At 69.1% G+C, this 24,618-nt stretch carries 25 protein-coding genes; 12 read left to right on the plus strand and 13 right to left on the minus strand.

The features are described from left to right. The first annotated feature begins 123 nt into the window (after positions 1 to 123). Positions 124 to 945: a M23 family metallopeptidase gene (locus K3M35_RS16505; protein WP_006551574.1), complete on the plus strand. Its 822-nt coding sequence runs from the start codon at positions 124 to 126 to the stop codon at positions 943 to 945. Between the two features lie 127 nt (positions 946 to 1,072). After that, positions 1,073 to 2,581 carry a glutamate-cysteine ligase family protein gene (locus K3M35_RS16510; protein ID WP_220666714.1) on the plus strand — a complete coding sequence of 503 codons (1,509 nt, stop codon included), beginning with the start codon at positions 1,073 to 1,075 and terminating at the stop codon, positions 2,579 to 2,581. Between the two features lie 5 nt (positions 2,582 to 2,586). Here the strand turns inward: K3M35_RS16510 and K3M35_RS16515 are convergent, their stop codons facing one another. From K3M35_RS16515 to K3M35_RS16525, 3 genes are all read right to left on the minus strand, one after another. Continuing rightward, entirely contained in the window at positions 2,587 to 4,899 is a 2,313-nt protein-coding gene (locus K3M35_RS16515) for a M28 family peptidase (RefSeq protein WP_220666715.1), read from the minus strand. Positions 4,900 to 4,973: 74 nt separating this feature from the next. Continuing rightward, entirely contained in the window at positions 4,974 to 6,197 is a 1,224-nt protein-coding gene (locus K3M35_RS16520) for a globin domain-containing protein (RefSeq protein ID WP_019289865.1), read from the minus strand. 54 nt (positions 6,198 to 6,251) lie between these two features. Next, positions 6,252 to 6,695, minus strand: coding sequence for an Rrf2 family transcriptional regulator (locus tag K3M35_RS16525; RefSeq protein ID WP_064852118.1), 444 nt, complete (start codon positions 6,693 to 6,695; stop codon positions 6,252 to 6,254). A gap of 146 nt (positions 6,696 to 6,841) precedes the next feature. On the opposite strand from K3M35_RS16525, the gene K3M35_RS16530 reads away from it, so the two are divergent. The 3 genes from K3M35_RS16530 to K3M35_RS16540 all read left to right on the plus strand — a co-directional run bounded on the left by K3M35_RS16530 (position 6,842) and on the right by K3M35_RS16540 (position 9,801). Beyond that, positions 6,842 to 7,750: a universal stress protein gene (locus K3M35_RS16530; protein ID WP_220666716.1), complete on the plus strand. Its 909-nt coding sequence runs from the start codon at positions 6,842 to 6,844 to the stop codon at positions 7,748 to 7,750. Positions 7,751 to 7,823: 73 nt separating this feature from the next. Continuing rightward, a complete protein-coding gene (locus K3M35_RS16535; protein WP_006551568.1) occupies positions 7,824 to 8,864 on the plus strand; it encodes an LLM class F420-dependent oxidoreductase in 1,041 nt (346 codons plus the stop codon). Positions 8,865 to 8,889: 25 nt separating this feature from the next. Further along, positions 8,890 to 9,801, plus strand: coding sequence for a universal stress protein (locus K3M35_RS16540; RefSeq protein ID WP_006551567.1), 912 nt, complete (start codon positions 8,890 to 8,892; stop codon positions 9,799 to 9,801). Positions 9,802 to 9,828: 27 nt separating this feature from the next. Here K3M35_RS16540 and K3M35_RS16545 read toward each other — a convergent pair whose 3' ends face one another. Both K3M35_RS16545 and K3M35_RS16550 read right to left on the minus strand, forming a co-directional pair. Beyond that, on the minus strand, positions 9,829 to 10,092 hold the full coding sequence (locus K3M35_RS16545; RefSeq protein ID WP_220666717.1) for a hypothetical protein: 264 nt from the start codon (positions 10,090 to 10,092) through the stop codon (positions 9,829 to 9,831). A gap of 23 nt (positions 10,093 to 10,115) precedes the next feature. After that, the gene (locus K3M35_RS16550) at positions 10,116 to 11,039 is read right to left on the minus strand and encodes a hypothetical protein (protein ID WP_374107767.1); all 924 of its coding nucleotides are present in this window, start codon (positions 11,037 to 11,039) and stop codon (positions 10,116 to 10,118) included. A gap of 182 nt (positions 11,040 to 11,221) precedes the next feature. Between K3M35_RS16550 and K3M35_RS16555 the strand changes: the two genes are divergently transcribed. Next, positions 11,222 to 11,869 (plus strand): response regulator transcription factor, encoded by a 648-nt coding sequence (locus K3M35_RS16555; protein ID WP_033096942.1) that lies wholly within the window; start codon positions 11,222 to 11,224, stop codon positions 11,867 to 11,869. 25 nt (positions 11,870 to 11,894) lie between these two features. Here the strand turns inward: K3M35_RS16555 and K3M35_RS16560 are convergent, their stop codons facing one another. From K3M35_RS16560 to K3M35_RS16580, 5 genes are read right to left on the minus strand one after another with little or no spacing between them, the layout of a single operon-like run. Next, positions 11,895 to 13,553 carry a GAF domain-containing sensor histidine kinase gene (locus tag K3M35_RS16560; RefSeq protein ID WP_220666719.1) on the minus strand — a complete coding sequence of 553 codons (1,659 nt, stop codon included), beginning with the start codon at positions 13,551 to 13,553 and terminating at the stop codon, positions 11,895 to 11,897. Next, the gene (locus K3M35_RS16565; protein WP_064256938.1) at positions 13,550 to 14,197 is read right to left on the minus strand and encodes an alpha/beta family hydrolase; all 648 of its coding nucleotides are present in this window, start codon (positions 14,195 to 14,197) and stop codon (positions 13,550 to 13,552) included. Before K3M35_RS16565 ends, K3M35_RS16560 begins: the two co-directional genes overlap by 4 nt. Continuing rightward, a complete protein-coding gene (locus K3M35_RS16570) occupies positions 14,194 to 14,688 on the minus strand; it encodes a hypothetical protein (RefSeq protein WP_220666720.1) in 495 nt (164 codons plus the stop codon). Before K3M35_RS16570 ends, K3M35_RS16565 begins: the two co-directional genes overlap by 4 nt. Beyond that, positions 14,685 to 15,737: a tellurite resistance/C4-dicarboxylate transporter family protein gene (locus tag K3M35_RS16575; protein WP_220666721.1), complete on the minus strand. Its 1,053-nt coding sequence runs from the start codon at positions 15,735 to 15,737 to the stop codon at positions 14,685 to 14,687. Before K3M35_RS16575 ends, K3M35_RS16570 begins: the two co-directional genes overlap by 4 nt. A 10-nt stretch (positions 15,738 to 15,747) precedes the next feature. Further along, positions 15,748 to 16,614 (minus strand): Fpg/Nei family DNA glycosylase, encoded by an 867-nt coding sequence (locus tag K3M35_RS16580; protein WP_024103159.1) that lies wholly within the window; start codon positions 16,612 to 16,614, stop codon positions 15,748 to 15,750. A 73-nt stretch (positions 16,615 to 16,687) separates the two neighbouring features. Here K3M35_RS16580 and K3M35_RS16585 point away from each other — a divergent pair, with 73 nt between their 5' ends. The 3 genes from K3M35_RS16585 to K3M35_RS16595 are packed head-to-tail and all read left to right on the plus strand — an operon-like array spanning position 16,688 to position 18,335. Next, positions 16,688 to 17,488: a thymidylate synthase gene (locus K3M35_RS16585; protein ID WP_006551555.1), complete on the plus strand. Its 801-nt coding sequence runs from the start codon at positions 16,688 to 16,690 to the stop codon at positions 17,486 to 17,488. Next, on the plus strand, positions 17,488 to 17,973 hold the full coding sequence (locus K3M35_RS16590) for a dihydrofolate reductase (protein ID WP_064257676.1): 486 nt from the start codon (positions 17,488 to 17,490) through the stop codon (positions 17,971 to 17,973). Before K3M35_RS16585 ends, K3M35_RS16590 begins: the two co-directional genes overlap by 1 nt. Positions 17,974 to 18,008: 35 nt before the next feature. Beyond that, positions 18,009 to 18,335, plus strand: coding sequence for a cupin domain-containing protein (locus tag K3M35_RS16595; protein WP_220666722.1), 327 nt, complete (start codon positions 18,009 to 18,011; stop codon positions 18,333 to 18,335). 58 nt (positions 18,336 to 18,393) lie between these two features. Here the strand turns inward: K3M35_RS16595 and K3M35_RS16600 are convergent, their stop codons facing one another. Further along, entirely contained in the window at positions 18,394 to 19,920 is a 1,527-nt protein-coding gene (locus tag K3M35_RS16600) for a carboxylesterase/lipase family protein (RefSeq protein WP_220666723.1), read from the minus strand. A gap of 55 nt (positions 19,921 to 19,975) precedes the next feature. Next, on the minus strand, positions 19,976 to 21,199 hold the full coding sequence (locus K3M35_RS16605) for a hypothetical protein (protein WP_220666724.1): 1,224 nt from the start codon (positions 21,197 to 21,199) through the stop codon (positions 19,976 to 19,978). A gap of 59 nt (positions 21,200 to 21,258) precedes the next feature. On the opposite strand from K3M35_RS16605, the gene K3M35_RS16610 reads away from it, so the two are divergent. The 3 genes from K3M35_RS16610 to K3M35_RS16620 all read left to right on the plus strand — a co-directional run bounded on the left by K3M35_RS16610 (position 21,259) and on the right by K3M35_RS16620 (position 24,437). Beyond that, positions 21,259 to 21,921, plus strand: coding sequence for a TetR/AcrR family transcriptional regulator (locus tag K3M35_RS16610; RefSeq protein WP_024103164.1), 663 nt, complete (start codon positions 21,259 to 21,261; stop codon positions 21,919 to 21,921). A gap of 4 nt (positions 21,922 to 21,925) precedes the next feature. Next, a complete protein-coding gene (locus tag K3M35_RS16615; protein WP_019289855.1) occupies positions 21,926 to 23,548 on the plus strand; it encodes an acyl-CoA dehydrogenase family protein in 1,623 nt (540 codons plus the stop codon). Positions 23,549 to 23,645: 97 nt separating this feature from the next. Further along, positions 23,646 to 24,437 (plus strand): FAD:protein FMN transferase, encoded by a 792-nt coding sequence (locus K3M35_RS16620; protein WP_033096735.1) that lies wholly within the window; start codon positions 23,646 to 23,648, stop codon positions 24,435 to 24,437. Between the two features lie 19 nt (positions 24,438 to 24,456). Here K3M35_RS16620 and K3M35_RS16625 read toward each other — a convergent pair. Further along, the coding region (locus tag K3M35_RS16625; RefSeq protein ID WP_220666730.1) for a hypothetical protein at positions 24,457 to 24,618 on the minus strand (162 nt) is incomplete at its 5' end.

Genomic DNA, 24,618 nt, shown 5'->3' on the forward strand with positions numbered 1-24,618 from the left:
CCCGCCGATTGAGATCAAGGAAAGGTAACACTGGCCTTTCCCTATACCGTTTTGTTACCTTGGGTCGCCAGGAGCGGCCGGGGGGATACCCGGTCGAAGTCGGGACGAAACAAGGGACACACTGTGGGACGCCATCAGCGCACACGCGAAGACGAAGCATTCGACCTCGAGACGATTCGCGTGCCGTCCTCCGGCAAGGGCCGTCACCGCGTCGAGCCCACCGGTACGTCCGCTCCGGTCAAGGCCGCCACCGTCGCCGCTGCCACGGGTGCCTTCTTCGCTGTCGGCTCGCAGATCGGCGCCGGCACCGCTGCCGCGCATCCCGGCCACGACCACGTCCAGGCCGAGGCCCCCGCGCCCAGCCTGCCCTTCGAGCTCCCCGCGGGCCTGCTGCCCGAGGGTGTCGAGATCCCGGCCATCCCCGGCATCACCACCCCGGCCGAGCAGGGCGCACCCGAGCTTCCGGCCGAGGTCACCGGCTTCCTCGATCAGTTCTCGGGTCCCAGCTGGCTCGACCAGCTCAACCCGGCTTCTCCCTCCGCCGTCCAGCCCGTCTCCGGCACCCTCACCTCCGACTGGGGTCCGCGCTGGGGCGCCCACCACGGCGGCATCGACATCGCAGCCCCGATCGGAACGCCCATCAAGTCCGCGGCCAACGGCACGGTCCTCGACGCCGGACCGGCTTCCGGCTTCGGCCAGTGGGTCCGCGTCCTCAACGACGACGGCACCACCGCCGTCTACGGTCACGTGAGCACCTACCAGGTCTCGGCCGGTCAGCGTGTCAACGCCGGCCAGCAGATCGCCACAGTCGGCAACGAGGGCTGGTCCACCGGACCGCACCTGCACTTCGAGGTCTGGGACACCGAAGGCACCAAGATCAACCCCAACGCGTGGCTGAGCGATCGCGGCGTCGTCACCGACTGGGGCGGCTACCGCGCCGTCTGATCCCACCGCAGTGTTCGATCCCGCCGCAGTGTTCGATCCCACCCGACGGCGCGCCGTCGATCCCACCGCCAGCATGAGCGCGCGCTAGGCTTGGCTCGACAGACCGCGCGCCGACCCGGGGGTTCCATTGGGAGCTGAGATATCCGCACGTTCGTTCACCGGGGAAGACCGGCGGATGTTCCGGAGCAAGGTTCGCGGCTGCATGAAGGCGCTCGAGCGGATGCTTCGAGAGGACGTCTTCGTCGACGTGCACTCGTCACCCGAACCGCATCTCGGCATGGAGATCGAGTTCAACCTCGTCCGCGACGACATGTCGCCCGCGATGTCGAACCTCGAGGTGCTCCAGGCGATCGACGATCACGCGGTCTTCCAGACCGAACTCGGCCAGTTCAACGTCGAGATGAACGTCGAGCCGCGACGTCTCACCGGCGACGAACCCTTCGAACTCGAAGAGTCGCTGCGGTCGTCGCTGCGGCGCGCCGACGAGCGGATGCACCTGCACGACGCGCAGCTGGTCATGATCGGCATGCTGCCCACGCTCGAACTCGACGATCTCGAACGGGGCCGGATCACCGCCAATCCCCGCTACGAAGCGCTCAACGAGCAGATCTTCGCGGCGCGCGGCGAGGACATCGAACTCGATCTCGACGGTGTGCCGTTGCCCGGCAGCGATGTCGTGGAAACCCTTCGCGCAGACATGAATTCGGTGGTTCCCGAGGCGGCCTGCACGTCCCTGCAGCTGCACCTGCGGATCGCCCCCGAAGATTTCGCGACGCACTGGAACGCCGCCCAGTGCCTGGCCGGAGCGCAGGTCGCGCTCGCGGCGAACTCGCCCTTCCTCGCCGGCAAGGCGCTGTGGCACGAGAGCCGGATCCCGTTGTTCGCGCAGGCCACTGACACGCGTCCGCTCGAACTGCGGAACCAGGGCGTCCGTCCCCGCGTGTGGTTCGGTGAGCGGTGGATCGACTCCGTCCTCGACCTGTTCGAGGAGAACTCCCACTACTTCACGGCTCTCCTTCCGGAGGTCTCGGACGTCGATCCGATGGCCGAACTCGACGCCGGCCGGATTCCCGAACTGCGCGAACTGCAGATGCACAATGGCACCATCTACCGGTGGAACCGGCCCGTCTACGACATCAGCGACGGCCATCCGCACCTGCGCGTCGAGAACCGTGTGCTCCCTGCAGGACCGACCGTCCTCGACACCATGGCCAACGCCGCCTTCTACTACGGGACGCTGCGCGCCCTCACCGACGCCGACGAGCCGCTCTGGCGCGACCTCAGCTTCGACGCCGCCGAGCGGAACCTCGTGCTCGGTGCGAAGTTCGGTCTCGACGCGAAGCTGTACTGGCCGCGCACCGGATGGGTCGGCGCCGACGAACTCGTGCTGCGGTGCCTGTTGCCGCTTGCGCACCAGGGCCTCGAGGCATACGGACTGTCGGCGGCGGTCCGCGACCGCTATCTCGGCATCGTCGAGGGGCGTGCACTGACTCGGCAGACCGGGGCAGCGTGGCAACGACGGCAGGTGGCCCGACGCGAGGCTGCCGGCGAGAACCGTCGCACCGCCCTGCTCGGGATGATGAAGGACTACGTGCAGAACATGGCCTCGGGTACTCCCGCTCACGAGTGGGAGTGACGGCCCTACAGTTGTAGGGTCCGCGTCACGGCCACCGTCGGCTGGACGACGACGCGATCCGCGGGTGGCTCGAAGCCGGCTACTTCGCCGAGATCGTCACCGAGATCGGCGACGCGGACGCCTAGGCGGCTCTCGAGCATGCTCAACGTCAGCTCGACCTCGATCCCGTCGGCACCGGGAGCCCAGAACAGGAAACCGAAGTCGTCGGACGGTTCGGCGCGGAAGCCGTCCACCGTCGCGCCGTGGACGTGGGCGGTGGTGTTGTCGATCCACAACCCGACAGCCTGGGCGTTCCTCGGTGAGCTCAACCGCAGTCGTATCTTCCGGGCGCTTCCGCCGGTCGTGTCCTCGAGGATCTCGACCTCGGGCGCCTCGAGGTCGGCGACCGGAGCGGGCCCGTGGTACATCGGCCGGTGCTCCCGCCACGGGAAGGCGGTGGGGAGCGATTCGGGACCGGTGGTGAGCAGCCCTTCGCTCCAGTCGGATCTCGGGCCGTCCGGCGATCCCCACACCGCGGCACCCCGATCGGCGTCGAGCGAGTACCAAAGGTATTCCTGCCGGGGATCGGTCGCCCCGTCCCGGTTGAGGTAGCCGGCGAGCAGCGTGCCCACCACGACGATCGCGATCGTGCCGGTCGCGGAGACGACGAGCCCGCGGCTGGTCGACGCGAACGGCTCGCACAGCGGGAGTACCGCGGCGAACGTGAATGCGACGAACAGACCGGTCACCGGTGCCCCGTAGAGGAGTCCGGCGTCGAACGACACCAGCACGGCGGGCAGGCCGAAGATCAGCGAGCCGAGCGCGCCGAGGGCGATCGCGACGAGCGGCCACACCGTGTCGTCCTGCGGGAGAAGCAGCGCCACCAGCAGACCCAGCGCCGTCGGCAGGACGAGTACGAGCATTGTCAGCGGCACACCGGCGAAGGGGATACCGGCGAGAGCGAGCACCGCGACGAGCGTGAACGCTCCGCACGTGAGCGCGGCGGCCGGACGGCCGCGACCCCACCACGATCGCGCGACCAGCAGTACACCGAGGGCCGCGACGACCGCCGCGAACTGGAAGACACCCGGCCGGTAGGGCTCGTCGGCGACCGGCGCGGCCATGCCCGGATCGACGGTCTGCACGATCCACCACGGCAGCCACGCTGCGCCCGCCGCGAGGACGGCGGCGAGCAGCGACACGGCCACGGCAGCGCCGGCCTGCCAGGCCGACGTCTCGCCGCGGCGCACCCGCAGCACGACGATCGCCCCCACGACGCCTGCCAGCACGATCGCCCCGACGACCTCGGCCAACCGCGGCAGGTGGAGCAGTCCCCAGGGCGCGGTCGTCACGACCTGGTCGCCGCCGTCGCCGACGGTCGCGAGATCGGATCCGGCGAGCGTGCGGGCCGTCGCGAGGGAGATGTCGCCCATGTGCTGCAGCGACGTCCGGCTGAGACGGTCGGGGGTGTCGAGAGGGCTGTGGTAGTACGCCGATCCCGCGGAGATCGCGGTGTCGAGGGCGTGGTGGCCGTGCTCGGCGAAGCGGCGGAAATCGGTGTCGTTCGGCAGCGCCTCGAAGATCAGTTCGGTGAGGGAGTCCGCGTTCGCTCCCGGTGCCCCCGCCAGACTGTTGATCAGGACGCCGTTCGGTGAGGTGATCCGGAAGGTCGTCGGTGTACCGGCGTTCCCGCGGGCCTCGTGGTTGAGCACGACGACCGGACCGGCCCGCACGGACTCCGTGCCCACGAACCGGTGGGCGCCGAGCAGACCGTTCTCCTCACCGTCGGTGAGCAGGACGACGACGTCGTTCCGCGAGGGAGGACCGGACTCGATGGCACGGGCGACCTCGAGGACCGTGCCGACGCCGATCCCGTCGTCGCTCGCGCCGGGGGAGCCCCGGACCGTGTCGTAGTGCGCGGCGAGCACGACGGTGCCGGTGGGATCGGTACCGGCTCGGGTCGCCACGATGTTCTGCACGCGGGCGCCGCGCTGGGTCGCCTCACCGGACCGCGCCATCCATCCCACGCCGGAGTCGACGCGGGTGGACCACCCGAGATCCTCGAGGACGGCGACGAGATGGTCGCGGGCGGCGGCGTGGGCGGTCGACCCGGGCGGTCGTGGGCCGGTGGCGATCGCGTCGATGTGTTCACCGGCGCGGGCGGCGCTGAAGACATCGGCGGGTGCATCGGTTCCGAGCGGCTCGTCGGACCCGGGGAACAGCGCAACGAGGCCCGCCATGAGAAGGACTCCGATCAGCGCGAGGACACTGCTACCCAGTGCCTGGAATCGGCTACGCGGGGACGGGGCCGGGTGGCGAACAGCCGCGGCGGAGTCCATGGGTGCAGCCTAGCCGCGAATGCAGCGGTGCCCCGGCAGACTCGGCCGGGGCACCGCGATCGGATCGGGTCGGATCAGGAGGCAGGCGCCCAGCTGTCGGGCCCGAACACCTCGTAGTGGATGTTCTCGGCCGGGACGTTGCGCTCGATCAGGGCCTCGCGCAGCGAGAGCATGAACGGCAGCGGGCCGCACAGGTAGGCCTGGGTCTTCGGATCGAGCGGCAGATCGGAGATGTCGGCACGTCCGACGCGGACCGTCTCGAGCGGCCGGCGGTTGCCGAGGTCCTCGTACCAGCGGTACAGCTGGGCCGACGGGATCTTCTCGGCAAGGGTCTCGAGCTCGCGGCGGTGGGCGTGGCTCGCGACCGACCGGTCGGCGTGCAGGACCGCGACGGGACGCTCGTCGCCGACGCCGGCGAGATGATCGAGCATGCCGATCATCGGGGTGCATCCGATGCCGGCGGACGCCAACAGGATCGGGGTGTCGTCCTCGGTGAGTACTAGATCGCCGAAGGGAGTGGTGACTTCCAGCTCGTCGCCCTCGAAGACGTTGTTGTACAGGAAGTTCGACACCTCACCGGCGGGAAGCACGGTGCCGTCGGGTGCGGTGGTCTCCAGGACCCGCTTGACGGTGATACGCCAGTCGCCCTTCGCGGGTGCGCTCGACAGGCTGTACTGACGGATCTGGCGGGCGCCGTCGGGGAGGCGGACGCCGACCGAGAGGTACTGGCCCGGACGGAAGGTGGGCAGCGGGGAACCGTCGAGCGAGGTGAGCACGAACGAGACGGTGTCGGCGGACTGGTGGACGCGGTCGGCGACGCGGACGGTGCGCCAGACGTCGCCGGCCTCGACACCTGCGGCCCGGTACAGATCGGCCTCCATCGAGATGAGGGTATTGGCCATCAGCCAGTACAGCTCGTCCCACGCCTTCGCGACTTCCGGAGTCACTGCCTCTCCGAGGATTTCGACGATCGCCTCGAAGAGGTGCTTGTGGACGATCCAGTACTCGTCGGGCTTGATGCCGAGCGAGGCGTGCTTGTGGGCGATGCGGGACAGGATCGCCTCGACACGGGCGGGATCGGGATCGAGCTGGAGCGTCGCGAAGGCCGCGATCGATCCGGCGAGTGCCTTCTGCTGCTCACCCTGCTTCTGGTTGCCGCGGTTGAACAGATCGCGTTCGAGCTCGGGATGGGCGGCGAACATCTTGCTATAGAACAACGGGGTGATGTCGCCGATGGCGGCTCCCACCGCCGGGAGGGTCGCGGCGATGACGTCCTTGGATTCGGGTGAGAGCGGCATGGTGTGTCTCCTCGTGTGTGTCGTGACGGGCTGCACCGGCAGCCTCGCCGTGGGTCAGCGGCCGGTGGGTGGTTCGAGGGTGAGCAGGACCGGACCGGCGTCAGGGGTCGCCAGGTCGGCGATCGTGACGTCGTCGAGAGCGGCGTAGAAGGCGTCCTGTGCGGTACGCAGCTTCGAGCGCAGGTTGCAGCCGTGACGCAGGGGGCACGGCTTCGCTCCTTCGCACTCGACGACTTCTTCTTCACCTTCGAGGGCTCGGGTGAGCCATCCGAGGCTCGCCGTGCGGCCGAGTTCGGTGACGGTCAGGCCTCCGCCGCGTCCGCGGCGGGTGGCCACCACCCCGAGCTCGCCGAGTCGGGCGACGACCTTCGTCGTATGTGCGTACGACAGATCGAGCTGGTTTGCAATCGTTCTGGTACCGGGCATACTCCCCGCCGGGCCGGCGACGAGATGCATCACAACTCTTAGTCCGAGATCGGTGAACCGGGTGAGTTGCATGGCCCTACGCTAGTAAATTCGCATCCGCGATGACAATTTTATGTGACGCACATCGCTGTCGATGGAATGCATTGCCACCGAAGGAATCCTGATGTGATGACCAAAGTCCGTATCCGGACGTACCGGATCCGACTAGCCTCACGGACGTGAAACCTCTCGGTGAAGCACCCCGCGACCACAACCACGTAACCGTCGGTGCCGACGGTTCCCCGGCCTCCGAGCGGGCGGTGAGGTGGGCTGCCGTCACCGCGGCCGGCCGGAAGATCCCACTGCATCTCGTCCACGCGGTGGACTTCGCACCCTCGGGTTGGACGAAACTTCCCTTCTTCCGCCCCTCGCAGGTCTTCGAATGGAGCGAGGCCGAGGCTCAGGCACTCCTGAAGGAGGCTGCAGAGACCGCCGAGGCGGTGGCGCCGGACCTCGAGATCACCGCCGAGCTCGCCCTCACCGGAAGCGCCAAGTGGCTCGTCGAACTGTCCCGCACGTCGCGCATGATCGTCCTCGGGGCCACCGGCAGCACCAAGATGGGGGAGGCCTTCCTCGGTTCCACCCCGGTCTCCGTCGCCGGTCATGCCGAATGCCCGGTCGTCGTGGTGCGGGGACCGGAAGGGCCCGTCCCCGACGAGCGACCCGTCGTCGTCGGCGTGGACGGCAGCCCCGCGAGCCGCCAAGCGGTCGATCTGGCGTTCGAGGAGGCATCCTGGCGCAGGGTCGACCTCGTCGCCGTCCACGTCTGGAGCGACCTGAAAGTCGGGGAGATCGACGAGTCGCCCCTCGACTTCGATCCCCGCGCGTTCGAGGAGTACGAGCACTCCCTGCTGTCCGAGTGCCTCGCGGGCTACGGCGAGCGCTATCCGGACGTGACGGTCCACCGGAAGGTCTACGTCGACGGCCCCCGCGCCCATCTGCAGTCCTGGAGCGAGAAAGCCCAGCTCGTCGTGGTGGGGACTCGCGGCAGGGGAGGCTTCAAGGGGATGGTGCTCGGTTCTACCGGAAACGCGCTCATGCGCGAGGCGCGCTGCCCGGTGATGGTGGTGCGACCGGTCACCTCCTGACGGCGGTAGTGTGCGGGGCACATGGACGATCGCGCCCCCGAACGGGGGTGTGCAGCAGGGACGAAGGTGGCGCATGCGCATCGGGATGGGACTGAACTACAGCGGAGGTTTCGCGGAGACCGCGGCGGAGGTGGCCGACCTGGAGAAGGCCGGCCTCGACATCGTGTTCGTACCCGAGGCCTATTCGTTCGATGCGGTGAGTCAGCTCGGCTATCTGGCGGCGAAGACCTCCCGGGTCGAACTCGCCTCCGGCATCCTCCAGTTGTTCACCCGGACACCGACGCTCACCGCCATGACGGCGGCCGGCCTGGACTTCGTCTCCGACGGCCGATTCGTGCTCGGTGTCGGCGCGTCGGGCCCTCAGGTCATCGAAGGTTTCCACGGCGTTCCCTACAACGCGCCGCTGGGTCGCACCCGCGAGATCGTCGACATCTGCCGGCAGGTGTGGCGCCGCGAGAAGGTGGACCACCAGGGCAAGTACTACCAGATCCCGCTGCCCGAAGACCGCGGCACCGGACTCGGCAAGCCGCTGAAGATCATCAACAAGCCTGTGCGCGAACGTATCCCGATCATCATCGCGTCGCTCGGCCCGAAGAACGTCGAGATGACCGCCGAGATCGCCGAGGGCTGGCAGCCGCTGTTCTATTACCCGGAGAAGGCCGCCGACGTGTGGGGCGAATCGATCGCGAAGGGCAAGGCCAAGCGCGATCCCGCACTCGGCGACCTGCAGATCTACGCGCAGACCCCGCTCGCCATCGGCGACGACGTCGACCACATGCTCGACTGGGTCCGGCCCATGGTCGCGCTGTACGTCGGCGGCATGGGCGCCAAGGGCAAGAACTTCTACAACGACCTCGCGATCCGCTACGGCTACGCGAAGGAAGCCGAGACCATTCAGGAGCTCTACCTGGCCGGCAAGAAGGAGGAGGCGGCCGCGGCGGTGCCCGTCGAACTGCTCCGCTCGATCTCCCTGATCGGTTCGGAGGGCTTCGTGCGGGAGCGAGTCGCTGCCTTCGCGGAGGCCGGGGTCACCACCCTCAACGTCACCCCCTTCGCGGCCGACACCGCAGGTCGTGTGCGACTGATCGAACAGCTGCGGCAGATCTGCGGCTGACCCACCGAGAAAGGTTCCTCGTGCGATGACCGAGAACAAGCCGATCGTCGTGGCCGTCGACGGATCCGACGCGTCCACGACCGCGGTGCACTGGGCGGCACGGACGGCTGCGATCCGCGGCCTGCCGTTGCGCATCGTCACCGTCGTGCACATCCCCGCCTTCTACTACTCCGAGCCCTACCTCGCGCAGAGCTTCCACGAGGAGATGAAGGCGACGGCCCGCGACCGGCTCGACAACGCGGCCGTGCTCGCCCGGCAGATCATCGACGAGAACCGTCACGGGAACGTCGAGATCACCACCGAACAGCTCGAAGGCAAGGTCGTTCCCACGCTCATCGCACAGGCCGAGCACGCCGACCGGCTCGTCGTCGGCTCGCGCGGCCTCGGCGAGGTGAAGGGCCTGCTCGCCGGTTCGGTCTCCACGGCGGTCGTCTCGCACGCGATGGCGCCCGTCGTCGTGGTGCGGGGCCGCACCTTCGACGGTGCGCCGCCGACAAAGGGGCCCGTCGTCGTCGGTGTCGACGGCTCGGTCTCGTGCCGCGACGCGGTGGAGGTCGCGTTCGAGGAGGCATCCGCACGCGGCGCGACGCTCGTCGCGGTGAACGTGTGGAGCGACGTGAGCGTCCAGCCGTCGCTCGGCGCCGTCCCGGAGGACCCGCACTGGAGCCGGATCCAGACCGGTGAGGAGATCGTGCTCGCCGAACGTCTCGCCGGATACCAGGAGCGGTACCCGGACGTCACCGTCGAACGTGTCGTCGCCCGCGACCGGCCGGTGCGAGTGCTCAGCGAATACGCCGAGGCCGCACAGCTTCTCGTGGTCGGAACCCGCGGACGCGGCGGCTTCAAGGGGTTGCTGCTCGGCTCCACGAGCAACGCGCTGATCCAGACCGCGGACTGCCCGGTCCTCGTCGTCCGGTCGAAGCAGACCGAGGACTGATCCCGGACGAGGGAGCGATGCGGGGCGTCACCCGAAGTCGTCGACGCCCCGCTCGCGCAGTTCCCTCCACGCGTCGGCCGGATGCACGCCGCGGCTGATCGCGCCGTTCTCGATGAGCACCCCGAGCATCTGCGAGAGTACGAACGCGACGTCCTCGACGCGCCCGCACTCGTAACGGGCGGACAGCCACCCGGAGACGTTGCCGGCCTTGGCGGCCTGCGCCATGTCCAGGGCCGTGCGGAACAACTCGCGGGTCGGATCGTCGATCGGCTGCTCGGTCGGTGCACTCATCGTCGCTTCACTCTCCCGTTTCTTCAGAAACCCACACGCAGGACGACCAGCGGAACGACCGTCAGGTCGAGCATCTCGGCCAGGCGCGACCCGGCGTCCTCCACCCGCAGGGGATGCGTCAGTACCGATGCCGACAATCGCGCGTCGATCGCCGCCAGCCAGCACCGTTCGACGGCCGCGCCCACCCGGATCAGATCGGCCGGTGAGGTCGACGGTGCGGAGAACAGCAGCACCGACTCGCGCGCGATCGCCGATGCCAGCGCATCGACGTCCGGGATCCCTGTCGTGACCAGGGCTTCGCCCGCCGCGCCCTTCCCATCGAGGGTCGCACTCCACGTGGTGACCACCTCGGAGTTGCCGCGCGGCTGCCAGTGGGAGGTCCACGAGAACATCTCGCGCTGATAGTGCGGATGACGTCGGCAGGCCTCCGCCGCATACGCGAGCACCTGGGCCAGGGCGACGGCCTCGTCGTCCGCGAGCAGGCGCACGTCCACATCTGCGATCTCGCCGGCCACGGCGATGATGTCGGCGAGCGTCTCCGTCGGCACCGGGATGTCGGTGAACGATGTGCGGTGGCTGCGCCGGTGCGAGATCGCCGCATACAACCGCAGGTCGCGACCGGCCGGGGTGCCCGGTCCGAGCGTCTCGATGCGCGCGACGAGCTCCGGACGCTGCGGATCGGGCAGCACAGTGGTGCGCGATCTGTTTCCGAGGACTCGGATCGCGAGTTCGAGGTTGGTGAGGGCCGCGCCGCACGAGATCAGCCGGTCGACACGCAGCGGGTCCGAGCCCGGCTCGGCGAATTCGAGGCGTTCCTCGAGTTCGGCGCTGTGATCGGGCAGGCGCAGATTCCATGGTTGCGTGTCGTGCACGGAGGGTGCTTCCACCACCGCACGTGCGATGATCTCGGTGTCACCGAGCGACCAGGTTCCGGCATCGACTGTCACGACATCCTCCTCGTCGGCTCGTTCGTCCCGCATGTTCGCTTCTACGTTCAGCGTCTCCCGAGCAGCGTCCGCGGGGGAGGGGGAGAAGGTCCTGATATGGATGTCGAACGGCCCCGCGGACGTGGGTATCGCGGTACACCTGGGACAATGACGGGACAGCATGTCAACGAAAGGTGCCCGAGATGACCCGCGTGTTCCTCGTCGACGATCACGAGATCGTGCGGCGCGGCCTGGTGGATCTGCTGAGCAGCGTGCCCGACTTCACCGTCGTCGGTGAGGCCGCCTCGGTTGGGGAGGCCCTGGCCCGTGTGCCCGAGAGCGGTGCCGACGTCGCGGTGCTCGACGTGCGGCTTCCCGACGGCAACGGTGTCGAACTGTGCCGCGAGCTGCGTACCCGCATGCCGGGTCTGCGCGCCCTGATGCTCACCTCGTACGCCGATGACGAGGCACTCTTCGACGCGATCATGGCAGGCGCCTCCGGGTTCGTGCTCAAGCAGATCCTCGGCACCGACCTCGTCTCGGCGATCCGCACCGTCGGCGAGGGCGGCTCGTTGCTGGACAGCCGCGCCACCGCCGCCCTCATGGAGCGGATCCGGGCGTCGCGCACGGCCGATCCGCTGGCCGAGCTGTCGGAGCAAGAACGCGCCGTCTTCGAACTCATCGGTGAGGGCCTGACCAACCGGGAAATCGCCGAACGGCTGTTCCTCGCGGAGAAGACTGTGAAGAACTACGTCTCGCGGCTGCTGGCGAAGCTCGGCATGCAGCGCCGCACGCAGGCCGCGGTGCTCGCCACCGAGCTGCGCAACGAGCGCGGCAAGCCGACGTCCTAACCCGATGCGGGCGGGACCCGTTCCGTCAGAGCGGGACCGCCCACAGCACCCGGGTGCCGCGCGGGTGGGCCGGACCGATCTCGCACGACCCGCCGCACTGCACGGCGCGCCGCTCGAGGTTCGCCAGCCCGCTGCGGCGAGGCATGTCGGGCAGACCCGTGCCGTCGTCGAGGATCTCGATCCGGAAGTCGTCCTGAACCGAGACCGACACCGAGATGTTGTCGGACTGGGAATGGCGCAGCGCGTTGCTCAGCCCTTCGCGGAGCACGGCCTCCGCGTGTGGGTGGATGCGCATCGGCACCAGCGTGTCGATGGGTCCGACGAACTGCACGTTGGGCGCCACCGAGGAGTGGATGCTCAGATCGCCCACGACGTCCAGCAACCTCCGGCGCAGACTGTTCGACGCCGCCGCGCCGGTGGTGTGCAGATCGAATATGGTCGTGCGGATCTCGCGCACCGTCCGGTCGAGCTGTTCGATCGCGTGGCGGATCACCTCCACCACGCGTGCGGTGTCCGCCCCGTCCGCGGTCGCGCTCTGCAAGCTCATACCCGTGGCGAACAGGCGTTGGATGACGTTGTCGTGCAGGTCTTGTGCGATGCGATCGCGATCGGCCAGCACGTCGAGCAACCGCTTCTTGCGTTGCTGTTCGGCGAATTCGAGGGCCACGGCCGCGAGGTTCGCCATGGATTCGAAGCGGGCCACGTCCTCGTCGTCCCACGGTTCGGTACCGGCCTCGCGGGTCGCGACGAGCACACCCGTGACCGTCGACGTCGCCGACAGCGGCAGCACCACCGCGTGTCCTTCGTCGCCCTGCTCCATCGGTGGCAGTCCCTCGAGGGTATCGAGGTGCATCGGCTGCCTGCTCTTGAGCGCTTTCAGCACAGGCGATCCGGCGAGATCGAAACGCTTGTCCTTCCCGCACGGCGCCGCGGGGGACGCGGCCTGCAGGCGGCCGTGGTGGCCGTCGACGAGCATCACATAGGCGCCCGCACACCGGGCGAGTTCGCGGACCTGGCCGGTGAGCATCGACAGCGTCTCGTCCACCGACCCGCCCATCAACAGCCGGGAGTTGATGGATGCCATTGCGGTAAGCCATCTCTCGCGGTCGAGGGAGCCCTCGAACAGGCGCGCGTTCTCGACGGCCACACCGGCGGACATCGCGAGCACCTTGAGGATCACCTCGTCCTCTTCGGTGAACTCGGGTGCGCCCAGTTTCTCGGTGAGGTAGATGCTGCCGAAAACCTTGCCGCGCACCATGATCGGAGTTCCGAGGAAGCTCTTCATGGGCGGATGGTTGGGCGGGAAACCGATGGAGGCGGAATGCTTCGACAGGTCGCCGAGACGGACCGGCCGGGGATCGTTGATGAGCAGACCGAGGATGCCCCGGCCCTCGGGCAGATGGCCCATCACCTCGCGCTGCGTCGGATTGATCCCGACGTACACGAACTCCGACAGACCACCGTCGGCGGCGCGCACGCCGAGCGCGCCGTAGCGGGCGTCGAGAAGGGCGGTCGCGGCGGAGACGATGCGCTGGAGCATGGAGTCGAGTTCGAGACCCGATCCCACGACGAGCACCGCTTCGAGCAGTCCGCGCAGGGTCGTCGGGGCGTCGACGGAATCGTCGAGCCGGTCGCGGAGCTCGGCGAGCAGCGTGTCGATGGCGACGTCGGTGGGTTCGATCATGACTTCTTCTCTTCCAGCAGGTGCAGCGCGGCGGACACGGCGGATTCCGAGGGATCCGTCTTCGCGCGGCTCAGGTCGTGTGCGGCCCCGGTGACCTCGATGACAGTCGTGGCCGCGGGCAGGAGATCGAGTGCCTCCCGCAGTTCGTCGAAGGTACCGAAGGGGTCGCGGTCGCCGTGGACGAACACCGTGGGCACCGAGATCTTCGGCAGGTGCTCGGTGCGCAGCTTCTCCGGCTTGCCCGGGGGATGGAGAGGATAGGACAGCAGGACGAGGGCGTCGGCGATGCCGGGTTCGTCGGCCGCGAGCATCGACGTCTGCCGGCCGCCGTAGGAGACGCCGCCGAGCAGTAAGGGCCCGGACACGCGGTCGCGCAGCTCCGCGGCCGCGGCGGACACACCCTCGCGGTCCTCCGCGGCGCGGGACGGCTGCGGGGGTCCCTTGGGCTTGCGACGGCGAAACGGCAGGTCGTAGCGCAGGGCGAGGAAGCCGGCATCGGCGAACCGGGAGCACATCAGCTGCAGGATCCGGGCGTCGCAGTTGCCGCCGGCGCCGTGCGTCAACGCGACGGCACCCCGCGGACTGCCCTCGGGAAGATGCAGGTGACCGGCCACGGTGCCGGTGTCCAGCGGTTCGACATTCACACCGATACGGTAACCGCCGCGTCGGCGACGGCACCGGTGACGAAGCCGTAGACGCTCTTGTGGAGGACGTCGATCGCCAGCTCGGAACGGGGCCACGTTTGCGGGGGTGCTCCCACGCCGGTCGCGTTCTCGAGGATCTGGTCGTTGGTCAGACGGACGACGGTGAACTTCGACGATGCGAGCGGCCCCCGCAGGCCCACCTCGGCCATGACCGAACGCAGGACGCCGAGGGCGATACCCTGCCCGAAGTGCATCGCCCAGTTCAGGGCGGTCGAGTGCTGTCCGGCCGATTCCGAGGCGCCCGTCAACCGTGCGAGTACGCGGCCCGGCACGTGGGAGTTCGGTCGCCCGGTGACGGCCTGCTCGATCTTCTCCCCGACGGTCATGGCGGCCACGCCGGCCGCACCGGCGACCAGGCCTGTGGCCCTGGCTGTCGTGCTCGCTGTCCGCTGGTACGGCGGGATGGGGCGGGCCCGAGCACGGGCGGTCACCGTCGGTCGCGCTCGACCGGCCGTATGAGCCGTACCCACATGCGGTGCAGCATCGCGGCGAACACCGCGACCCAGGCCGCCACCGCGACCCACAATTCGGCGGCGCCGATCGCGCCGACCAGTGGCAGATCGTCGGCGCGACCCAGATACATCCCCGCGATCGCGTACATGCCGAGCGGGAAGACGATCGACCACAGGGACGAGTCGTAGTCCAGCGGCACCCGGTGGACGCGGTGTCGCCACCAACCGGCCGCGACGAGCGGGGGGAGCAGCCACGTCGCGAAGACCCAGATGACGACGGCGAGGCCCGCGATCAGTCCGCGGGTCGCGTCGACCATCGGTGCGTCGTCCATCTCGACGATCCGTGAACCCGCCACGACGGTGATCGAGCACGCTCCCATCGACACCCAGTAAGGGGCGGTCAGGTCGGTGGGTCGCAACGGGTACTGCAACATCCGCACCGCGACGAAGACACCGGCCGCCGCGTACAGGAACAGCCCGACGCCCCAGGTGAACACCGCGAGGGCGGCGAGGAGCCGGTCCAGTTCGCGGTAGACCGGTTGGAGCGTGGCCGCGGCGATGGCCACCGACTCGCTGGCGACGACCCAGATGAACCACGTTCCGTTCGCCTTCGCGAGGACGGGACGCTCCGCCGTGCCGAGCACGGCGGTCCACGGGACGACATATCCGAGCACCAGCCACGTCGCCGCCGCGCCCACGAGCAGTATGGCCGCGGTGGAATGCCAGCCGTCCATCATCAGGCGTACGCCGAGCACGTTGCTGCCCGCGACGAAGGTGAAGAAGCCGAACGCCCGTCCGGAATCGGCGAGATCGGCGCGGACCTCGTCGCGGAACGCGAAGAACCGCCACACCGACAGGGCCACCAGCGTCGCGTATCCGATCGCGGACACGATCAGCAGCACGGCCGATGCGAGGTGGAAACCGCGGAGGTGGAGTCCGGTGGAGACGATTCCGCCGGCCATGACGAAGGCGAAGTAACCCGGCGCGAGGATGCGGACTTCTTCGCGGAGACGGGAAGGGGCCTGCACTGCGTGCCCGCTACTTCAGCAGGCGGGACATCCGCCGGTCGGCGAGGACCTTCCCTCCGGTCTGGCAGGTCGGGCAGTACTGGAACGAACGGTCGGTGTAGGAGACTTCGCGGACGGTGTCGCCGCACACCGGGCACGGCTCACCGGTGCGTCCGTGCACGCGCAGCCCCGACCGTTTCTCGCCCTTGAGGCGCGCCGCGTCCTGCCCGACCGAGCGCGTGACGGCATCGGTCAGCACCGACCGCATCGCCCCGTACAGGGCGGTCGCCGCGTCGTCGGTGAGCTTGCCGGCGGTCGCGAACGGCGACTGCTGAGCGACGTGCAGGATCTCGTCGGAGTAGGCATTGCCGATGCCCGCGAGAACCTTCTGATCGGTGAGCAGCGTCTCGAGGCGCGAGGTGCTGTCGGTCAGGAGCTCGGCGAACTCGTCGCGGGTGAGGGCGAGCGCGTCGGGGCCGAGGCGGGCGATGCCGGGCACCTGCTGCGGATCGTCGACAATCCAGACCGCGAGGCGCTTCTTCGTGCCGGCCTCGGTGAGATCGAAGGCCGGTGTCGTCGCGTCAGGGGCGAACAGGTGCACGCGGAGGGCGAGCGGACCGCGACCGAGTTTCGGGGGAGTCTGCGACGGTTCGTCGAGCCAGCGCAACCAGCCGCCGCGCGACAGGTGCGTGATCAGGTGCAGCCCCGAGCAGTCGATCGCGAGGAACTTGCCGAAGCGCACCGCTCCGGTGATGTCGCGTCCCTGCAGCGCCGTGATCGGCGGGTCGGCCGTCTGCAGCACGTTCAGCGCCGCGACGTCGATGCGTCCGATGACGCTGCCGACCGCGTGCTCGCGCAGGAACACCGCAAGTGCTTCCACCTCGGGGAGCTCGGGCATGGGAACAGGCTACGGTCGCCGGGCCGTTCGCGGGTGGCGACGGACACCTTCGACCCACCGATAGACTGCGCTCGTGACTGTGTCGACGCCCTACGAAGACCTGATGCGCCTGATCCTCGAGACCGGCGCGGAGAAGGCCGACCGTACCGGAACCGGCACGCGGAGCCTGTTCGGCCATCAGATGCGCTTCGATCTGTCCGAGGGCTTCCCGCTGATCACCACGAAGAAGGTGCACCTGAAGTCCATCGTCTACGAGTTGCTGTGGTTCCTGCGCGGCGACTCCAACGTCAAGTGGCTGCAGGAGCACGGCGTGACGATCTGGGACGAGTGGGCCGCACCCGACGGCGATCTGGGCCCGGTCTACGGCGTGCAGTGGCGCTCGTGGCCGACCCCCGACGGGCAGCACATCGACCAGATCGGCCAGGTGATCGAGACCCTGCGCACCAACCCCGATTCGCGGCGCATCCTCGTCTCGGCGTGGAACGTGGCCGAGCTCGACAAGATGGCGCTCATGCCGTGCCACGCCTTCTTCCAGTTCTACGTGGCCGACGGCAAGCTCAGCTGCCAGCTCTACCAGCGCAGCGCCGACATGTTCCTCGGCGTGCCGTTCAACATCGCCAGCTACGCGCTGCTCACCCACATGGTCGCGCAGCAGACCGGACTCGAGCCGGGAGAGTTCATCTGGACCGGCGGCGACTGCCACATCTACTCGAACCACATCGAGCAGGTCACGGAGCAGCTCACCCGCGATCCGTATCCCTACCCGACGCTGAAGCTGCACCCGCGCGACTCGATCTTCGACTACCGCTACGAGGACGTCGAGGTCGTCGGCTACCGGCACCACCCGGCGATCAAGGCGCCGGTGGCCGTCTGATGGGGGATGTCACCCTCGTCTGGGCTCAGGCACGTGGTGGTGTGATCGGCCGGGAGAACACCATCCCGTGGCACATCCCCGAGGACATGGCGTTCTTCAAGGACGCCACGATGGGCAAGCCGGTGATCATGGGCCGGCTCACCTGGGACTCGCTCCCGGTCGGATTCCGGCCGCTGCCGGGACGCCGGAACATCGTCGTCACCCGAAACGTCGAGTGGTCGGCCGAGGACGCCGAGACCGCCATGAGCCTCGAGGACGCGTTGACGCTCGCCGGTGAGGACGAGGTCGTCGTGATGGGCGGGGGTCAGATCTACGCGCAGGCGATGCCGTTCGCGACTCGGCTGCTCGTGACCGAGGTCGACCTCGACGTCGTAGGAGATGCGACCGCACCTCCGATCGGGCCCGAGTGGGTGGCGGAACCCGGGGAATGGATGACGTCCACCAAGGGAATCAGGTTCCGCTGGATCCGGTACGCGCGAAGCTGAGTTCTCGCGGCGGCATCTGAGCGATACTGCGGTACATGGACAAGCTCTCGTTGACCGCCCTGGCACGGCAGCAGCTCAAACTCGCAGCTGCGTCCAGGAGCGGACGCAGCTCCCAGACGGTTTTCGGTGGGCATACCAAGCACCTGCGGCAGACCGTCGTCGCGTTGCTCGCCGGCCACGAACTCGGCGAGCACGACAGCCCCGGCGAGGCGACCCTGCAGGTGCTGTCGGGTCAGCTCCAGCTCGTCGCCGGCAACGACGTGTGGAAGGGTTCGGCGGGCGACATGATCATCATCCCGCCGGTCCGGCACAGCGTCAGCGCCATCGAGGACGTCGCCTTCCTGCTCACCGTCGCCAAGTAGCGTCGCTCACTGCACGCGCCGAGTAGCGACGCTCATTGCGCGCGTCGAGAAGCGGCGCTTACTGAACAGGTGCCGGAGTGGCGTACCCGCGGTAGCCCTCCCACGCGAGGCGGCACTCGCGACGCGGATCGTGCTCGATGCGCGTGAACTCGTCGAAAATCACTGTCGCGCGGTCCTTCTCGTCGTAGGGTGGCCACGACGGCAGTGGTTCACCGTGCCGGGCCACGTTCAGCCACTGGCGCTGCATCGCCCCGGCGGCCGTCCGCAGGCCGCGTCGCCCACCGAGTGCCGTGAGCGCCCGGCCGAGCGGTTCGTCGGTCTGGTCGAAGACCGCGAGCAACTCCACCGCGTGCGTCGCGTCGAAGCCCGTCCAGCGCAGCACTCGCGGCGCGAGATCGAAGCGGTACATGAAGGTCGGCGCGAAACGCGAATGTGCCTGCGCGAACTGCACGGACGGATACCAGAAGGTGAGGTCGCCGCCGAGATCGATCGCGGCACGCTCGTCCGGATATCCCGGATAGATCCCCGTGATGCGATCCTTCGCCTCGGGATCGGTCGCGGCGAACAGTGCGTCGATCCGCCGAGGGTTCGTCGGCAGCGCGTCGAGGAACTTCGGGAACAGTGCACCTTCGCGGTCGTTCGTCCCGAGCACGAGCGGAACGGGATGCGCCGCGCCCGTCTCGTACGCCTCGAGCGGTTGGAGCGGAACGAAATCGCCGTCGACGACCGGGCCGAAGGGATGCAGACCGGGAGTCGCGCGCAGTACCTGCGCCCCGAGGCGCGATCCCACCCGCCCGAGTTCGACGGGGGAGGTGTCGAGCAGCGCCTGCGCGGCGGTATCCGGATCGGCACCGAGCAGTTCGACGAACTTCCGGCCCCATTCGGCCGAGCGGTCGGAGGTGACGACGAGATTCGGCGCCGGGCTCTGTGCGATCGCGGCGGAGAACAGTCCGCGCGCGGCGGGTGTCGCGAGCAGGGTCGTCACCGAGGTGCCGCCGGCGGACTCGCCGAAGATCGTCACGTTGTCGGGGTCGCCGCCGAAGGCCGCGATGTTGCGCTGGACCCATTCGAGCGCCGCCACCTGGTCGCGCAGACCGAGATTGGAATCGAATCGGACCGAATCGGTGGAGAAGGACCCGAAGTCGAGATAGCCGAGCGCTCCGAGACGGTAGTTGATCGACACGTAGACTACGTCGCCGCGTCGGACCAGCGACTCGCCGCCGTAGACCGACAGGGCACTCGTGCCGAGGGTGAAGGCGCCGCCGTGGATGAACACCATGACCGGTCGCGGTGCATGGACCCGACCGGCGGGGGCGAGCACGTTGAGGGTCAGGCAGTCCTCGTCGGGACGCACTCGCACCCCGCGACGACCGGTCTCGGCGTAGCGCGGACGCTGCGGGGCGGCATTTCCGAACTGCGTCGCATCGCGCACTCCCGTCCAGGGCTCGACCGGTTGCGGCGCCCGCAGCCGCAGCGGGCCCACCGGGGGAGCGGCGTAGGGAATGCCGCGCCAGGCGAGGAGGCCGTCGAGCCGGGTGCCGCGGACGGTTCCGTCGGCGAATGTGACGTGGGTCTCGGGCGTCATGCTCCGCACTGTACGTGACGGGGCGTCACGGTAGCCGCCGTGTCCACCGTCGACGTCACCAGAAGTGGGGCTCGAGGCCTCGGCCCGCGAGCTCTGCCCGTACGTAGGTGTGCAGCGTCGCGGTGTCGGGGAAGCGCTCCTCGTCGAGGGCGACGAACGCGAGGGTGTACCGCTCGTCGGTGTGGCAGGCGTAGACCGACAGGCGGGTCGTGGTGCGGGCCGGCCGGGTGTCGAGTCCCGGGTGCATAGCGCGCATTGCGATCCCGGTGGTGCGGTACGGGCCCAGCGTGGTGAGCTCGCGGGGCACCGCGCCGATGTTGGAACACAACAGGTCCCGCTCACCGGCACCGCGCGCGACGCGGGCGGCGATCCGGTCGGGGAGGAGTTGCAGGATCTCGGCCGGCATGTTGTGCGGCGCGCCCTCCCGCGGCTGCGAATAGGCGTGCGCGGCGCGGGCCCGGATGGAGGCGAGCGTGTCGCCGTCGTCGACGGTGATCCCCACCATCGACACGCCGTTGGAGACGGTTCCCTCCTTCCGGTCGTCGACCGGAACGGAGATGCGCACGGGGAACGGGATGCGGGCGCGCCGGGCGACACCGGCGGACACGGCGAGCAGCAGGGCGTTCGGGCTGCCGTCCTCCGCGGCCGCGACGGCCTTCCACTGCGCCGCGTCGACGTCGACGAGCGCGGTGCGCGGTCGCGAGTGCACCGTCTGCGGCGCGCGCGGTTTCTCCGTGCGAGGTGTGTACTTCACGCGGCGCAGCCCGCTGCCGACCTTCCGGAACAACTGCATCGCATCGCGTAGGTCGGATTGGCGACCGGGGTCGGGTCGTCGCGGCCGGTCGGCGAGCGCGTCGGCGACCGCGCGGACGAATCCCCGCGCGTCGGTCAGGACGTGCGAGCACACGATCGACAGTGCGGTGCCGCCGCTCGTGAGTCGGGTCGCGGCGACCGCCCAGCCGGGACCGAGCTCGGGATCGACGTCCACGTTCGCGTGCTCGTCGGCCCAGGCGAGGAGCTCGTCGTCGGGGATGGGGGTCGCGGGATAGCGCAGTGGATGGACGTGCGTGTTGGGTTCGAAGCGGGGGCGTGCACCGGGAACCCGGGGACGGACCACACGGCGACCGAGCGGGCCTTCGGACAGCACGTCGTGCAGGGACAGCAACAGGGTCGCGTCCACGGTCTCGTCGGTGCGCCACAGACCCTGCATCACCGACGGCAGGCCGGTTCCTTTGTGGCGGTGGAGGAACATCTCGTCCACGACGCTCAGGCGATTCACAATCCCGACCGTAGCGCCGACCGTTGACCGAAGCACTGAACCGAGGTTCAATCCTTGGTGTGGCGTACCGGCGGACACCCGCAGTGCAGGAGCGACTCGACGCGCAGCGCGAGGCCATCGCCGCTGCCGCCGTGACTCTGCTCAGCGAACGCGGATACAGCGGACTGTCCGTCTCGGCGGTCGCCGAACGGGCCGGCGTCGCCACCGGCAGCGTCTACCGGCACTACGTCGACAAGTCCGATCTCATGGTGCGGATCTTCCGGGAACTGTGCGAGCGGGAGGTCGAGGCCGTGACGTCCGCGGCCGCAACCGGATCCGGTGCCGACCGGGTGACCGCGGTGGTCGACACCTTCTCCCGCCGTGCGCTGCGCAATCCCACCCTCGCCTACGCCCTGCTCGCCGAACCGGTCGACGCCGCGGTCGACGCCGAACGACTCGTGTTGCGCCGCGCCTTCGCAGCGGCCTTCGCGAACGCCGTGCGCCACGGCGTCGAGACCGGTGAATTCCCCGAACAGGACGTCGAGCTCACCGCCGCGGCGCTCGTCGGGGCTGTCGGTGAGGTGCTCACCGGTCGCCTCCCCGGCGCGGCCGACGGTCGCCTTCGAGACAGTGCGGCCGACGGTCGCCTTCGAGACAGCGCGGCCGGATCCACCGTCCCCGACCTCGTCGTCCTCGTACTGCGAGCGGCGGGGCATCTGCCTTCCGGAACGACTCAGGAGTGAAGCCGTGAATTTCCCCGCCACCCACGAAGTGTTCAACCAGGTACCGGACCTCGAGCCCTACGGGGCCGCCGACGACCCCGCCCTCCTCGAAGGACTGCGCCGCGAAGGGGCGAGTTGGGCCGAGGACGAGGTCCGCGAACTCGGCGCCCTCGCCGGCACCGCCCGTGCCCAGGACTGGGGGCGGCTCGCCAACGAGTATCCGCCCGTGCTGCACACCCACGACCGCTACGGCCACCGCGTCGACGAGGTCGAGTTCCATCCGCACTGGCACGACCTGATGACCGTCGCCGTCGAGAACGGCCTGCACGCGGCACCCTGGCGCGACCCGCGTCCCGGCGCGCACGTTGCCCGTGCCGCGAAGTTCTACGTGTGGGGGCATACCGATGCCGGGCACATGTGCCCGATCTCGATGACCTACGCCGCGATCCCGGCGCTGCGCCACAACGCCGAACTCGCCGAGCGCTACGAGCCGCTGCTGGCCGCGCCGCACTACGACTTCGGGCTGCGCGAACCCTCCACGAAACGTGGCCTGATCGCCGGGATGTCGATGACCGAGAAGCAGGGCGGTTCCGACGTCCGCGCCAACACCACCACCGCGACCCCCAACGCCGACGGTTCGTACACGATCGTCGGGCACAAGTGGTTCACGTCCGCGCCGATGTCCGACCTGTTCCTCACGCTCGCGCAGACCGAGCACGGACCGTCGTGCTTCCTGCTCCCGCGCGTCCTGCCCGACGGCACCCGCAACGCCATCCGCATCCAGCGGCTGAAGGACAAGCTCGGCAACAAGTCGAACGCCTCCTCCGAGATCGAGTACGAGAACGCGATCGGCTGGCTCGTCGGCCCGGAAGGTCGCGGCATCAACACCATCATCGAGATGGTGAACATGACGCGACTCGACTGTGTCATCGGCTCGGCCGTGAACATGCGGATCGCGACGTTGCGCGCGGTTCACCATGCCCGTCACCGGAAGGCGTTCGGCGCGTTGCTCGTCGACCAGCCGCTCATGCGCAACGTCCTCTCCGATCTCGTCGTCGAGTCCGATGCCGCGACGACGATGATGATGCGTCTGGCCGGGGCCACCGACCGCGCCGCCGGGGACGAGCAGGAGGCCGCCCTGCGCCGCATCGCGCTGGCCGTCACCAAGTACTGGGTGTGCAAGCGGGCACCCGCGGTCGCCGCCGAAGCCCTCGAATGCCTCGGCGGCAACGGCTACGCCGAGGAATCGGGCATGCCGCGGCTCTATCGCGAGTCGCCGCTCATGTCGATCTGGGAAGGATCCGGCAACGTCGCGGCACTCGACGCGCTGCGTGCAATGGCGCGGCAACCCGACACCGTCGAGGCGTTCTTCACCGAGGTCAGGCTTGCGGAAGGTGCCGATCCGCGGCTCGATTCGGCCATCGCCCGGATCGGCAAGGAACTCGCCGACCTCGAGGACGCCGAGTACCGGGCACGGCGGGTCGTGGAGCTCATGGCCCTGGCCCTGCAGGGCGCGCAGCTCGTCCGGCACGGACATCCCGCCGTTGCGGAGGCGTTCTGCCGCAGTCGGCTCGACGACGACTGGGGCATCGCGATGGGCACACTGCCGACCGGCGTGGACACCGCCGCGATCCTCGACCGGGTCTGACGAGGGCGGGTCCGATCCTGCGGCGCTGTCACCCGTCTCAGGTCGAGGGCATACTGGAATACGTCCTGCGAGGAATCGACTACGGGTGGAGCCCGTCATGATCGGCAGCAACGAATGGTGGGAGTGGGGTCGGCAGATCGCACTCGCGGTGACCGAGCCGCATGCACTGCACCGTGCCCGCATGATCGTGCGCGGCGTCGTCGCCGAATCCGAGGCGGTGAGCGACAGCCGCCGGGGCGACGCCGAGATCCACTCCGTCAACCTCGCGCAGGGCACTCCGGTCACGATGAGCCCCCGACTGGCATCGATGGTGCGGTCGGCGCTGTGGGCGGCCCGCATGACGGGCGGGACCATCACCCCGGTCGACTCCGACGACGCCTCCGTCGATGCCGGAGCCATCCCGCCGATCCATCCCATCCCCACCTACCGCGACGTGCAGATCGACGGAGACATCGTGCTCGCTCCTTTCGGGGTGAGTCTCGAACTCGGCGCGACGGCCGTGGCCGACACCGTCGACTACTCCGCGGCGCTCGTCGCGAATCTGCTCGAATGCGGGGCGCTCGTGCGCATCGGCGACGTGATGGCCACCGCGGGGCACGCGCCTGCCGGGGGATGGCAGGTGCCGCTCCCGGACCGGGGCTCGGTCGAACTGCCGGCCGGATCGGCGATGGCGTCGCACACCAGCGACGTCGCCGACCCCGAGCGGTGGCGTCTCGTCAGCGTCATCGCTCCCGACGCTGTGTGGGCTCATGCGGCCGCGGCGACGGCGTTGCAGCGGGGCATCGGAGCCCTGTCGTGGCTCGAACAGTACGACCTGCCGGCGCGTCTCGTCGACACGCACGGACGGGTCCGGACCACCACGGCCTGGTCCGATCCGAAGGCTGCTTGATCTCTCGAGCAGGATGCGATCAGGCTCCGTCGCGCAGGGTGCGGTAGACCTCGATCAGGTGGTCGGTGGACGCGTCGCCGGTCTCGGGGATCTCGTCGCCGGCGAGCACCGTCTGCAGGGCGGTGGCCTGGGTCTTGCCGAGTTCGACGCCCCACTGGTCGAACGAGTCGATCCCCCACAC

Origin of the sequence: Rhodococcus sp. DMU2021 (assembly GCF_019641445.1) — a bacterium.
Lineage (GTDB): Bacteria > Actinomycetota > Actinomycetes > Mycobacteriales > Mycobacteriaceae > Rhodococcus > Rhodococcus pyridinivorans.

Bases quoted from the DNA above. Each gene is read 5' to 3' on its own strand.
- K3M35_RS16580 (WP_024103159.1), bottom strand. From the start codon at position 16,614: ATGCCCGAGCTCCCCGAGGTGGAAGCACTTGCGGTGTTCCTGCGCGAG.
- K3M35_RS16560 (WP_220666719.1), bottom strand. From the start codon at position 13,553: ATGATCGAACCCACCGACGTCGCCATCGACACGCTGCTCGCCGAGCTC.
- K3M35_RS16520 (WP_019289865.1), bottom strand. From the start codon at position 6,197: ATGCCGCTCTCACCCGAATCCAAGGACGTCATCGCCGCGACCCTCCCG.
- K3M35_RS16595 (WP_220666722.1), top strand. From the start codon at position 18,009: ATGGACAAGCTCTCGTTGACCGCCCTGGCACGGCAGCAGCTCAAACTC.
- K3M35_RS16540 (WP_006551567.1), top strand. From the start codon at position 8,890: ATGACCGAGAACAAGCCGATCGTCGTGGCCGTCGACGGATCCGACGCG.
- K3M35_RS16515 (WP_220666715.1), bottom strand. From the start codon at position 4,899: ATGGACTCCGCCGCGGCTGTTCGCCACCCGGCCCCGTCCCCGCGTAGC.
- K3M35_RS16555 (WP_033096942.1), top strand. From the start codon at position 11,222: ATGACCCGCGTGTTCCTCGTCGACGATCACGAGATCGTGCGGCGCGGC.
- K3M35_RS16620 (WP_033096735.1), top strand. From the start codon at position 23,646: ATGATCGGCAGCAACGAATGGTGGGAGTGGGGTCGGCAGATCGCACTC.
- K3M35_RS16545 (WP_220666717.1), bottom strand. From the start codon at position 10,092: ATGAGTGCACCGACCGAGCAGCCGATCGACGATCCGACCCGCGAGTTG.
- K3M35_RS16590 (WP_064257676.1), top strand. From the start codon at position 17,488: ATGGGGGATGTCACCCTCGTCTGGGCTCAGGCACGTGGTGGTGTGATC.
- K3M35_RS16600 (WP_220666723.1), bottom strand. From the start codon at position 19,920: ATGACGCCCGAGACCCACGTCACATTCGCCGACGGAACCGTCCGCGGC.
- K3M35_RS16535 (WP_006551568.1), top strand. From the start codon at position 7,824: ATGCGCATCGGGATGGGACTGAACTACAGCGGAGGTTTCGCGGAGACC.
- K3M35_RS16525 (WP_064852118.1), bottom strand. From the start codon at position 6,695: ATGCAACTCACCCGGTTCACCGATCTCGGACTAAGAGTTGTGATGCAT.